This is a genomic window from Cellulomonas sp. PhB143, assembly GCF_003752595.1.
Lineage (GTDB): Bacteria > Actinomycetota > Actinomycetes > Actinomycetales > Cellulomonadaceae > Paraoerskovia.
Genome location: NZ_RKIJ01000014.1, coordinates 167,383 through 179,529 on the forward strand (window position 1 = coordinate 167,383; position 12,147 = coordinate 179,529).

General features: G+C 74.9%; 10 protein-coding genes. All 10 read left to right on the top strand.

Annotated elements, in window-relative coordinates; genetic code table 11:
• Position 1 precedes the first annotated feature (1 nt).
• Positions 2 to 1,120 (top strand): molecular chaperone DnaJ, encoded by a 1,119-nt coding sequence (gene dnaJ, locus EDF32_RS12535; protein ID WP_123308891.1) that lies wholly within the window; start codon positions 2 to 4, stop codon positions 1,118 to 1,120.
• 4 nt (positions 1,121 to 1,124) lie between these two features.
• Entirely contained in the window at positions 1,125 to 1,907 is a 783-nt protein-coding gene (locus EDF32_RS12540) for a 16S rRNA (uracil(1498)-N(3))-methyltransferase (RefSeq protein WP_123308892.1), read from the top strand.
• A 19-nt stretch (positions 1,908 to 1,926) separates the two neighbouring features.
• Entirely contained in the window at positions 1,927 to 2,280 is a 354-nt protein-coding gene (locus EDF32_RS12545) for an HIT domain-containing protein (protein ID WP_123308893.1), read from the top strand.
• 40 nt (positions 2,281 to 2,320) lie between these two features.
• Positions 2,321 to 3,403, top strand: coding sequence for a PhoH family protein (locus tag EDF32_RS12550; RefSeq protein WP_123308894.1), 1,083 nt, complete (start codon positions 2,321 to 2,323; stop codon positions 3,401 to 3,403).
• On the top strand, positions 3,400 to 3,852 hold the full coding sequence (gene ybeY, locus EDF32_RS12555; protein WP_123308895.1) for an rRNA maturation RNase YbeY: 453 nt from the start codon (positions 3,400 to 3,402) through the stop codon (positions 3,850 to 3,852). Before EDF32_RS12550 ends, ybeY begins: the two co-directional genes overlap by 4 nt.
• Complete coding sequence (locus EDF32_RS12560) at positions 3,849 to 5,261, top strand: hemolysin family protein (RefSeq protein WP_123308896.1); 1,413 nt, start codon at positions 3,849 to 3,851, stop codon at positions 5,259 to 5,261. Before ybeY ends, EDF32_RS12560 begins: the two co-directional genes overlap by 4 nt.
• On the top strand, positions 5,258 to 6,187 hold the full coding sequence (gene era / locus EDF32_RS12565) for a GTPase Era (protein WP_123308897.1): 930 nt from the start codon (positions 5,258 to 5,260) through the stop codon (positions 6,185 to 6,187). The genes EDF32_RS12560 and era overlap by 4 nt, the downstream gene beginning before the upstream one ends.
• A gap of 51 nt (positions 6,188 to 6,238) precedes the next feature.
• Entirely contained in the window at positions 6,239 to 7,780 is a 1,542-nt protein-coding gene (locus tag EDF32_RS12570) for a S9 family peptidase (protein ID WP_123308898.1), read from the top strand.
• A 100-nt stretch (positions 7,781 to 7,880) separates the two neighbouring features.
• The gene (locus tag EDF32_RS14605) at positions 7,881 to 10,115 is read left to right on the top strand and encodes a hypothetical protein (protein ID WP_158614097.1); all 2,235 of its coding nucleotides are present in this window, start codon (positions 7,881 to 7,883) and stop codon (positions 10,113 to 10,115) included.
• Between the two features lie 288 nt (positions 10,116 to 10,403).
• Positions 10,404 to 12,119 (top strand): 2-isopropylmalate synthase, encoded by a 1,716-nt coding sequence (gene leuA / locus EDF32_RS12580; protein ID WP_233565904.1) that lies wholly within the window; start codon positions 10,404 to 10,406, stop codon positions 12,117 to 12,119.
• The last annotated feature ends 28 nt before the right edge of the window (positions 12,120 to 12,147 follow it).

Consider the following 12,147-nt stretch of genomic DNA (forward strand, 5'->3'; position numbering starts at 1 on the left):
TGTGAGCGACTACTACGAGACCCTGGGCGTGGCCCGCGACGCGAGCCAGGACCAGATCAAGAAGGCCTACCGCCGGCTCGCCCGCGAGCTGCACCCGGACGTGGCGGGACCGGACGCCGAGGACCGCTTCAAGGACGTCTCGCGCGCCTACGAGGTGCTCTCCCACCCGGACAAGCGCCAGCAGTACGACCTGGGCTCCGACCCCTCGGCGCCCGGCGGCGGCCAGGGCGGCGGCTTCGGCTTCCAGGACATCTTCGAGACGTTCTTCGGCGGCGGCGCCCAGCAGAGCGGACCGGTGCCGAGGTCGCGGCGCGGGCAGGACGCGCTCGTGCGCCTGGACGTCGAGCTCGCGGAGGCCACGTTCGGCGCCCGGCGCGAGCTCCAGGTCGACACGGCGGTCGTGTGCGGCACGTGCTCGGGCAGCTGCTGCGCGCCCGGCACGTCGCCGCGCACCTGCGAGACCTGCCACGGGCGCGGCACGGTGCAGCGCGTCGCCCGCTCGTTCCTCGGCCAGGTCATGACGACGCAGCCCTGCGCCGCCTGCCAGGGCTTCGGCACCGTCATCCCCGAGCCCTGCCCCGAGTGCTCGGGCGAGGGCCGCGTGCGCAGCCGCCGCACCATCACGGTCAACGTGCCCGCGGGAGTCGACACCGGCACGCGCATCAAGCTCACCTCGCAGGGCGAGGTCGGCCCGGGCGGCGGCCCGGCCGGCGACCTGTACGTCGAGATCCGCGAGCGCAACCACGAGACCTTCGTGCGCCGCGGCGACGACCTGCACTGCACGCTCCAGGTACCGATGACCGCGGCCGCGCTCGGCACGGTCCTGCAGCTCGAGACGCTCGACGGCGAGCAGGAGGTCGACCTGCGGCCGGGCACGCAGCCGGGCCAGGTCATCACGCTCAAGGGTCTGGGCGTCGGCCACCTGCACGGCGGGGGCCGCGGCGACCTGGACGTGCACGTGGAGATCCAGGTGCCCACGGGCCTGGACGAGGAGCAGGAGGAGCTGCTGCGCTCCCTCGCCCGCGCGCGCGGCGAGGAGCGTCCGGAGCCGCGGCTCTCGGCCGCGCACCCGAGCGTGTTCGGCCGCCTGCGCGACAAGTTCGCGGGCCGTCAGGGCTGAGCCGGTGAGCGCACCCGTCTTCTTCGCCGAGGCCGCCGACCTCGGGGCGTACGACGCCGGGGCGGCGTACCTGCTCGACGGCGCCGAGGGCCGGCACGCCGGCGTCGTGCAGCGGCGCGGGCCGGGGGAGCGGGTCGACGTCGTCGACGGCGCGGGGACGCGCCTGCGGTGCGAGGTCTCCGCCGCCGACGGCGCCACCGTCACGCTCGTGGTCGTCGAGCGCGTCGTCGAGCCGCGCCCCGACGTGGTCCTCACGCTGGTCCAGGCGCTCGCGAAGGGCGACCGCGACGAGCTCGCGATCGAGGCGGCCACGGAGGTCGGCGCGGACGCGGTCGTGCCGTGGCAGGCGGAGCGCTCGATCGTCGTCTGGCGCGGCGACCGCGCCGCCCGCTCGCAGGCCCGGTGGCGGGCCACCGTCCGCGCGGCCACCAAGCAGGCGCGCCGGGCGCGGGTCCCGGACGTCGCGGACGCGGTCACGACGCGCGCGCTCGCCGCCCGCGCCCGCGAGGTCGTGGCGGGCGGCGGCGCCGTCGTCGTCCTGCACGAGGAGGCGACGCTGCCGCTGGCCGACGTCGCGCTGCCGGCCCCCGGGACGGGGGACGGGGCGCCCGCGCTGCTGGTCGTGGTCGGCCCCGAGGGAGGCATCTCCGCCGCCGAGCTCGAGGCGCTCACGGACGCCGGTGCGGTGCCGGCGCGGCTCGGCCCGCACGTGCTGCGCACCTCGACCGCCGGCCCCGTGGCGGTGGCGCTGCTGAGCGAGCGGCTGGGCCGGTGGGCCTGCGCCTGAGGCGCTAGCGTGGGCGACCATGAGCAACGACACGACGACCGACTGCCCGTTCTGCGCGATCGCGGCCGGCGACGTCCCCGCCGACGTCGTCGCGTCGACGGACCGCGTGGTGGCGTTCCGGGACCTCGACCCCCAGGCGCCCATGCACGTGCTGGTCGTCCCGCGCGCCCACCACGGCGACATCGCGCAGCTCGCGGCGGCGGACCCGGAGCTGCTGGCCGAGGTCGTCGCGCTCGCCGACGAGGTCGCGGGCACCCTCGCGGACGGCCAGTTCCGGCTCGTGTTCAACTCGGGCCCGCGCGCCGGGCAGAGCGTCTTCCACGTCCACGGGCACGTCATCGGCGGCACCGAGCTCGGGTGGACGCCCGCCTGATGCCCGGGACGGTCCCGCGCTCGGTAGACTGGCAGGTCTCATGACCTCCCCCTCCACGCCGTCGTCGCCCGTCACCCCGCCCCACCCGCCCACGCGCGTCGAGCACCGCGTCGTCGTCCCCGCGCACGTGCCGATGGTCTCGCTGCTCGGCAGCAACGACTCCGTGCTGCGCGCCGTCGAGGACGGTTTCACGGCGGTGGACGTGCACGCCCGCGGGAACGAGATCGCCGTCGCCGGCCCGCCCGGGGACGTGGCGCTCGTGTCGCGGCTGCTCGACGAGCTCGTCGACGTGGTCGAGGCCGGGACCCGGCTGACGCCCGACGTCGTGAGCCGCTCGATCGCGATGCTCACGGCCGCGACGGCGACGAGCCCGGCCGAGGTGCTGACGTTCAACATCCTCTCGAACCGCGGCCGCACGATCCGGCCCAAGACGGTCGGCCAGAAGCACTACGTGGACGCGATCGACGCGAACACGGTGACCTTCGGCATCGGCCCCGCCGGCACCGGCAAGACCTACCTCGCCATGGCCAAGGCCGTGCAGGCGCTGCAGGCCCACCAGGTCAACCGGATCGTGCTCACCCGCCCGGCGGTCGAGGCCGGCGAGCGGCTCGGATACCTGCCCGGTTCGCTCTCGGACAAGATCGACCCGTACCTGCGCCCGCTGTACGACGCGCTGCACGAGATGGTCGACCCGGACACGATCCCGCGCCTGCTCGACGCGGGCACCATCGAGGTCGCCCCGCTCGCGTACATGCGCGGCCGCACCCTCAACGACGCGTTCATCATCCTCGACGAGGCCCAGAACACGTCCTCGGAGCAGATGCGCATGTTCCTCACGCGGCTCGGCTTCGGGTCGCGCATGGTGATCACCGGCGACGTGACGCAGGTCGACCTGCCGGGCGGGACGACGTCGGGCCTGCGGGTCATCGAGGACGTGCTCACGGGGGTCGACGACGTGGAGTTCTGCCGGCTGACGTCGTCCGACGTCGTGCGCCACCGGCTGGTGAGCGACATCATCGACGCCTACGCGCGCTGGGACGTGGTCCGCGCGCAGCCGGGCCCGTCGCGGGGCGCCGCGCGGGGCGGGTCGTCCGGTCGTCGGTCGGGAGAGGCAGAGGCATGAGCGTCGAGGTCAACAACGAGTCGGGCCACGAGGTCGACGAGGCGGAGTTCGCGGCCCTCGCGCGCTACGTGCTCGACGCGCTGTACGTGCACCCGCAGACGGAGCTGGCGCTGATGTTCGTCGAGCCCGACGTGATGAGCGAGCTGCACGTGCGGTGGATGGACGAGGAGGGACCGACCGACGTCCTGTCGTTCCCGATGGACGAGCTGCGCCCCGGTCGGGAGGGCGACGTGACGCCGGCGGGCATGCTGGGCGACGTCGTCGTGTGCCCGCAGGTGGCCGAGGGCCAGGCGGCGGTCGCCGGGCACTCCACGGTCGAGGAGATGCTGCTCCTGACCACGCACGGGATCCTGCACCTGCTCGGCTACGACCACGCCGAGCCGGAGGAGGAGAAGGAGATGTTCGCGCTCCAGCGCACGCTGCTCCTGACCTTCCTCGCCGGCCGATGAGCGGGGGGCTCGCCCTCCTGCTGCTCGCCGTCGCGCTCGTCGCCGCGGTCCTGGCGGGGCTGCTGTCCGCCGGGGAGGCGGCGCTCGTGCGCGCCACGCGCTCGGGCCTGCAGGACGCCGCGACGGACGCCGAGGAGCGGGGGCCGGCGGGCGCCGCCATGCTCGGCCGGGTCCGCCGGGCGCAGGCGCTGACCGCCGACCCCGAGGCGGCGCGCCAGGCGGTCGCCGCCGCCCGGGTGGTCCTCACCGTGCTCGCGGTGGCCGCGGTCGTGCTGCTCCTGAGCGCCTGGCTGGACCCGTGGCTCGTGCTGCTGGTCGTGCTCGTGGGCGGGGCGGCGCTCGCCGTGCTGCTCGTGCGGGTCAGCCCGCAGGTCCTCGGCCGGCGCTCGCCGGTGCCCGTGCTCGTCGCGCTGTCCGGCGTGCTCGCCGGGGTCGCCCGGCTGACCGCCTGGGCGGTCCCGGCGCAGGAGCCGGAGCTGCCGGCGACGGAGCGCACCGACCGGGAGGCCCGCGAGGTCGCGGACCGGGTGAGCGGGTCGGAGGAGTTCGAGGACACCGAGCGCGAGCTGATCCGCTCCGTCATCGAGCTCGGCCAGACGTTGACGCGCGAGATCATGGTGCCGCGCACCGACATGGTGACCATCCGCGCCACGTCGTCGCTCTCCAGCGCGCTGCGGCTCTTCGAGCGCTCGGGCTTCTCCCGGATCCCCGTCACGGGCGCCGACACGGACGACCTGGTGGGTGTCGCGTTCTTCAAGGACGTCGTCCGCGCGGTGAACGCGGCGGTCGAGGACCGCGAGGGCGCGGGCGTGACGGCTGTGGCCTGGCGGGACGTGCCCGTCGGGCGGCTCGCGCGGCCCGCGATGTTCGTGCCGGAGTCGAAGCCGGCCGACGAGCTGCTGCGCGAGCTGCAGGCGGCGTCCACGCACATCGCGCTCGTCGTCGACGAGTACGGGGGCGTGGCGGGCCTCGTGACGATCGAGGACGCGCTCGAGGAGCTCGTGGGCGAGCTCACGGACGAGCACGACCGCTCCGGCCCGGAGGTCGAGCACCTCGGCGGCGGGCGCTACCGGGTCCCCGCCCGCCTGCCGATCTCGGAGCTCGGGGAGATCTTCGACCTGCGGATCGAGCACGACGACGTCGACTCGGCGGGCGGGCTGCTGGCCAAGGCGCTCGGCAAGGTCCCGCTGCCCGGCTCGGTCGCCGAGTCGGACGGACTGCGCCTCGAGGCCGAGCGCGTCGAGGGCCGGCGCAAGCAGCTCGCGACCCTGGTCGTGGACCGGCTCGCCGCCGACGACGCACCCCCCGAGACCGCGGACCGCGAGCCGCGCGGTCACCACGAGACCCGCGGCCACCACGAGCACGACGAGCACCCGGCCGCGCGCCGGGCGAAGGAGGACCACCGGTGAACAGCCAGGAGGGACCGGCGCACCGGTCGGGATTCGCGTGCCTGGTCGGACGGCCGAACGCCGGCAAGTCGACCCTGACCAACGCGCTCGTCGGCCAGAAGGTCGCGATCACGTCGGGGCGCCCGCAGACCACGCGGCACACGATCCGCGGGATCGTGCACCGCGACGACGCCCAGCTGATCCTCGTCGACACGCCGGGGCTGCACCGCCCACGGACCCTGCTCGGGGAGCGCCTCAACACGCTCGTGCGGGACACCCTGACGGAGGTGGACGCCGTCGGCTTCTGCCTCCCCGCCGACCAGAAGGTCGGCCCGGGCGACCGGTTCATCGCGGGCCAGCTCGCCGAGATCATGCGGGGCCGGCGCGGGACGCCGGTCGTGGCCGTGGTGACGAAGGCGGACCTCGTGGACCGCGAGACGCTCACCCAGCACCTGCTGGCCGTGGACCGGCTGGGGGACTGGGCCGACATCGTCCCCGTCTCCGCGGTCGACGGGTTCCAGGTCGAGACGCTGCGCGACGTGCTGGTCTCCTACCTCCCGGAGGGGCCGGAGCTGTACCCCGGGGGCGAGCTGACCGACGAGCCGGAGGCCGTGATGGTCGCCGAGCTGGTGCGCGAGGCCGCGCTCGAGGGCGTGCGCGACGAGCTGCCGCACTCGCTGGCCGTCGTGGTCGACGAGATCGAGCCGCGCGAGGGTCGCGAGGGCAAGGAGCCCCTCATGGACGTGCGCGTCAACCTCTACGTGGAGCGCGACAGCCAGAAGGCGATCGTCATCGGCAAGGGCGGCTCGCGGCTGCGCCACGTCGGGACCGAGGCGCGCCGGGGCATCGAGGCGCTCCTGGGCACGCGGGTCTACCTCGACCTGCGGGTCAAGGTCGCCAAGGACTGGCAGCGCGACCCGAAGCTCCTCAACCGGCTCGGGTTCTGAGCGGCCACGGGCGCGGGGCCGGGTGCTGAGGCCGACGCGTAGAATCCCCGGGTGATCTTCAGGACGGCGGCCACCGCGGCCGCGCTCGCGATCCTGCTCGCGCTCGTCGGCGCCTTCACCGGGCCGCAGTGGGACCCGGACCCGGTCGTCGACCACGTGCGGGTCGCCACCAGCGACACCGCGATCGGCGGGAAGAGCGCCGCCGCCGAGCCGATCGGCACGTACGACGTGCGCACCACGGACGTGACGGTCCAGCTCGACGGGACGAGCGTCGACGCGGTGGTGCGCGAGCCCGTCGGCGTCGACCACCCGGTCCCCGGCGTCGTCTTCGTGCACGGTGCCGGGACGGGGGACGCGCACCAGGCCTTCAGCGAGCCGGGCGAGGCGCTCGCGAGCGCGGGCGTCGCCACGCTCGTGCCGTCCAAGCGTCTCGACACCTACACGACGAGCCACCGCGACTACGTCGCCATGGCCCACGACTACCTGCGCTCCGTGGACCGCCTGCGGTCCTGGCCCGGCGTCGACCCGGACCGGGTCGGCGTGTACGGGGAGTCGGAGGGCTGCTGGATCGTCCCGGTGATGGCCGACCTCGACCCGGCGATCTCGTTCGTCGCGCTCGGTTCGGCCCCCGTGGTGCCCCCGCGCGAGCAGGCCGCGTTCGCCGTCGACTCCTACCTGCGCAACACCCACGTGCCGTCGGAGATCTTCCGGGCCATCCCGCGCGCCGTCGGCATGGTGCTGCCGGGCGGCGGCTTCGACTACGTGGACTTCGACGTCCAGCCCTACCAGCGGCAGCTCACCGTGCCCGTCTTCGTCGCCTACGGCACGGGCGACAGCTCGATGCCGATCGAGCAGGGCGCGGAGCAGATCGTCTCGGACGCGGCGAGCAACGGCGACGACGACGTGACGGTGCGCTACTACGCGGGGGCGAACCACGGCCTGCGCGTGGGCGGCCCCGTGTCCCCGGACTTCATGGGCGACCTGTCCGACTGGGTGGCGTCACTGCCCGCCAGCGCCGGCGCCGCGCCGCAGTACGCGGGCGACCAGCCCGAGCAGACGTACCTCGCCGAGCCGGTCCCCACGCCGCGCTTCCTCGCCAGCGGTGACCTCCTCCTGGCGCTCGTGATCGTCGGTGTCTCCATGCTGGTCCTGGCACTGCTGATGTGGGCCGGTGGCGTCCTCGTCGCGGTGCTGCGCCGGCGTCCGGTCCCGCATCCCGTCGCGCCGCGGCTGCGGGTCCCCATCGGGGGCCTGACGATCGGGACCGTCGTGACCTTCGCGGCGCTCGTCGTGTATCTCGTCGAGGTCGCGCACCTCGCGCTGGACTACGAGAAGGACGACTGGATCGTGCAGGGGGGCTGGGTCGTGGTCCGCGTGCTCGGTCTCGTGACGGTCGTCTTCGGGGCGATGCTGCTCAACCGGTACCTGGAGCTGCGGGCCGTGGCGCGGCTCGTCGACGCGCACCGGGTGCGGGACGTCGCGCCGGCGGTGTCCGGGGTGCTCGGGCGGGTCGCCGTGACCCTCGTCCTGACGGGCGCCTCGATCATGCTCGTCATGCTCGCGTACTGGGGCGTGTACCAGCTCGGGATCTGACCGGGAGAGCGTCGGCGGCTGCGGCGGTCGCAGCGGCGCTCGCGCGGGTGGTCGTGGCAGTATCCCCTGGGTGAGTCCGGAAGCCCTACGAGGAGGTCGCGTGAGCGAGCAGGACGAGACGCACGAGAACCGCGACGGGCGCGAGGCCCGCGACGGGCGCGAGGACGGCGGTGCGGTCGGTCGGACGACGGCGGTCGGCACGCCCGCGGGCGAGCCGCTCGCGGAGGAGGCCGCCGGGGCGCCGCGGCCCTTCGCGGACGTCCCCGCCGCCGACTACGTGCGCGACGGGGCGGCGGCGCTGCTCCTGCTGTGCTCGCTGTCGCTGCCATGGACGGCGGTGGCCCGCGCGTCGGACCGCGCCGAGGTCGTCCTCGTCACCCTGCTGTCCCTGCTCTCCCTCGCCCTGCCCTACCTGGCGCGCACCGGCCTGCTGCCCGGCGGGTGGACGGTCCGCGCGACGCGCGCGACGCGTCTGCTCGCGAACGCGCCCTACGGCGTCGCCGTCGTCTGGGCGGTCGTCGCCGACCTGGTGGCGGGCGACGACGGGCGCGGGCTGGGCAGCGCGGCGGCGCTCGGCCTCGCCGGGGCGCTCCTGGCTGCGCAGCCGCGGGCCTGCGAGCTCGCCCCGGCGGACGACGACGCCCGCGCGCTGCGGGGCTGGCGGCTCGGGCTCGGCGTGATCGGCGTGGTCGCGGCCGTCGCCACGGTCGTCGCGCTCGGGGTGCTCGTCACGGACGGGCCGGACGCCCTCGTGCTCGTGCGGGCCGCGCTCGCGGCGCTCTTCGTGCTCGTGATCGTGTGCCGGCCGATCCTCGGGGCGCTGCGTGGCGACGACACCTGGCGGATCGTCGTCGTCGGGCTCGGCGCGGTGCTCGCCGCGACGTTCGTGCTCGGCTCGGGCAACGCGACCCTCCTGCAGGTCGGGTCCGTGCGGTTCGCCGGCTTCGCGCTGCTCCTCCTGCCCGCCGCGGGAGCGGTGGCGGGGTCGGCGCTCCTGGAGCGGGCGGCGCGCGCGGCCGGCGTGCCGGCGGCGAGCGAGACCGAGGCCGCGCCGGCGGAGGGCTCGGGACCGGAGGTCGCCGTCGTGCTGCGGTGGGTCGCGGTCGCGCGGCACGCCCTGATGCTGCTCGCGGTGACCGCGGCGTTCGTCGCCGCCGACGGCCTGGTCGACCTGGTCGACGGCGGCCCGCGCACGGCCACGGCCGTGCTGTCCCTCGTCCTCGGCCTGCTCGTCCTCGTGGCCACCCTGCCGGGCGTGCGCGCGCTCGGGTCCGACGCCGTCGAGGGCCGCGCGCCCGCGCTCGCCGCGGCCGGGGCGAGCGTCGTGGTCGGGATCGTCCTGCTCGTCGCGGGCGGGCAGGACGCCGGTCCCGTGGTCGGGACCGAGCGCTGGCTGCTCGCTCTCGGTCTCCCGGCCCTCGTGGTCCTCGCGCTGACCGGCACCGGCACGGTGCGGGCGTACTTCGCCGCGCACCCCGCGGCCCGCGCCGGCCGCACGGGTGCGTACGTCTGGGCGCCCCGGCGCACCGCGGACGACGGCGCGGCGACGGACGGCGGGGAGAAGGGCGCCGCGAAGAAGGCGGCGAAGACGGAGCGGGCCGCGGCGAAGGCGGCGGAGAAGGAGCGTGCCGCGGCAGAGAAGGAGCGTGCCGCGGCACGGGACGCCGCGACGAGCGCGCCCTCGCTCGCGCCGGCGGCCGCAGCCGGGCCGGAGCCGGACGGCTCGGAGACCGACAGCAACGACGCGGCCGGCCCGGAGGCCGACGGCTCGGAGCCTGACGGCACGGAGGTCGACAGCACGGACGCGGCCGGCCCTGCGCCCGTCGCCGCACGCGCCGCCGAGGCCACCGGGGCCGAGACGACCCAGGAGCGGCCGCGCCGGCGCATCTCCAGCTCCGGGAGCCGCGTGCCGGGGCGGCGCGGCCCGGCGACCGTCCTCGGCGAGTCGACACAGGTGATCCCTGTCGAGCCGGAGAGGACCGGCTACGCCGCCCGCCCGGGCCTGCAGTCCGCCGGGCCCGAGGCGGAGCGCGAGCGCACGCAGCGGGTGCCGGTCCAGGGCGGCGGCCGCGACGGGGAGAGCGCCGCGGAGACCACGAGCGCCCTGCCGCCGGTGCGGCCGGAGACCGGGCCGGGCACCGTCGTCGGGCGCTGGACGACGGCGCAGGCCGCGGACCCGGGGACCTCGCTCGAGGACCTGGCGGCCATGGCCGCCGAGGAGCCCGCCCTGCACCCGTACATCGCTGCGAACCCGGCGACGTACCCGGCGCTCCTGGACTGGCTCGGCGGGCTCGGCGAGCCCGAGGTCGACGCCGCGCTCGCCGCCCGTCGGTAGCGCTCCGACCGCACCGCCGGCAGCGCCCCGGCCGACGTCCTCGGGCGTCGGCCGGGGCGCGCGCTACACTGGCCGGGTGCGTAGTGCTCCGCAGCTCCTCCTTCTGTGCCGCGACGAGGCTCTCTAGCCGGTCCCTCGTCGCGGTGGTTGGTGTGCCGGCTGTCAGCACCCGAAGCACCGAGTCGTGAAGGACCCCTCATGGAAAACAGCACCGCCGTCGTGACCGCGCCCGACGAGACCCGCACCGAGCAGGACGCGCAGCAGCCCAACCCGCAGCAGCCGTCGGGCATGCCGATCCACAAGTACCTGCCGTTCCACCGGCAGATCGACGTCTCCCTGCCGGACCGCACATGGCCGGACCGTCGCATCGAGGCCGCGCCGCGCTGGTGCGCCGTCGACCTGCGCGACGGGAACCAGGCGCTGATCGAGCCGATGAACGCCGAGCGCAAGCTGAAGATGTTCGAGCTGCTCGTGCAGATGGGCTACAAGGAGATCGAGGTCGGCTTCCCGTCGGCGTCGCAGACGGACTTCGACTTTGTCCGCGCGCTGATCGAGGAGGACCGGATCCCGGACGACGTCGTCATCCAGGTCCTGACGCAGGCCCGCGAGCACCTCATCGCGCGGACGTTCGAGTCGATCGCCGGGGCGAAGCAGGCCATCGTCCACCTGTACAACTCGACGTCCGTGCTGCAGCGCGAGGTCGTGTTCGGCAAGGACGAGGACGGCATCGTCGACATCGCGCTCGAGGGCGCGAAGCTGTGCAAGAAGTTCGAGGAGACGGTCCCGGGGACCACGGTCTTCTACGAGTACTCGCCCGAGTCGTACACCGGCACCGAGCTGGAGTTCGCGGCGCGGATCTGCAACGAGGTCCTGGAGGTCTTCGAGCCGCGGCCGGAGCGCAAGGTGATCATCAACCTGCCCGCCACGGTCGAGATGGCGACGCCGAACGTCTACGCCGACTCGATCGAGTGGATGAGCCGGCACCTGAACCACCGCGAGAACGTCGTGCTCTCCCTGCACCCGCACAACGACCGCGGCACCGCGGTCGCGGCGGCCGAGCTCGGCTACCAGGCCGGCGCGGACCGCATCGAGGGCTGCCTGTTCGGCAACGGGGAGCGGACCGGCAACGTGTGCCTGGTGACGCTGGGCATGAACCTGTTCAGCCAGGGGATCGACCCGCAGATCGACTTCTCGGACATCGACCACGTGCGCCGCACCGCGGAGTACTGCAACCAGCTGAGCGTCCCGGAGCGGCACCCGTACGCGGGCGACCTGGTCTTCACGGCGTTCTCCGGCTCGCACCAGGACGCCATCAAGAAGGGCTTCGACGCGATGCAGGTGCGCGCGGCCGAGGCGGGCACCGGCGTGGACGACATCACCTGGGGCGTGCCGTACCTGCCGATCGACCCGAAGGACCTGGGCCGCTCGTACGAGGCCGTCATCCGCGTGAACTCCCAGTCCGGCAAGGGCGGGATCTCCTACCTGCTGCGCAACGAGCGGCACCTGGACCTGCCCCGCCGCCTGCAGATCGAGTTCTCGCGTGCCGTGCAGGAGCACACCGACGAGCAGGGCACGGAGGTCGACGGGGGCGCGATCTGGGAGATCTTCTCGGACGAGTACCTGCCGGTGGACGCCGGGTCGGGGCTGGAGCCCTGGGGCCGGCTCAAGCTGCGCGGCACCCGCGCCGTCTCGACCGAGGAGGGCCCGGACACCCTGGCCATCGACGTCGTCGACCGCGGCGAGGCGCTGACCCTCGAGGGCACCGGCAACGGCCCGGTCGCGGCGTTCGTGGACGCCGTCGCGCAGGTGGGCGTGGACGTCAAGGTGCTCGACTACGCCGAGCACGCGCTGAGCGAGGGCGGCGACGCCTCCGCCGCGGCGTACGTCGAGTGCCAGGTGGGCGACGACGTCCTGTGGGGCGTGGGCATCGACCCGTCCATCACGACGGCGTCGCTCAAGGCGATCGTCTCCGCGGTGAACCGCGCGGAGCGCATCGACGCCTGACGCGCGGCGCCCGCGAGCGCCCGCCTCC

What these genes read in the sequence shown, in the direction of transcription:
- EDF32_RS12545 (WP_123308893.1), top strand. Translation starts at nt 1,927, where the DNA reads ATGAGCAACGACACGACGACCGACTGCCCGTTCTGCGCGATCGCGGCC.
- EDF32_RS12560 (WP_123308896.1), top strand. Translation starts at nt 3,849, where the DNA reads ATGAGCGGGGGGCTCGCCCTCCTGCTGCTCGCCGTCGCGCTCGTCGCC.
- EDF32_RS12550 (WP_123308894.1), top strand. Translation starts at nt 2,321, where the DNA reads ATGACCTCCCCCTCCACGCCGTCGTCGCCCGTCACCCCGCCCCACCCG.
- ybeY (WP_123308895.1), top strand. Translation starts at nt 3,400, where the DNA reads ATGAGCGTCGAGGTCAACAACGAGTCGGGCCACGAGGTCGACGAGGCG.
- leuA (WP_233565904.1), top strand. Translation starts at nt 10,404, where the DNA reads ATGCCGATCCACAAGTACCTGCCGTTCCACCGGCAGATCGACGTCTCC.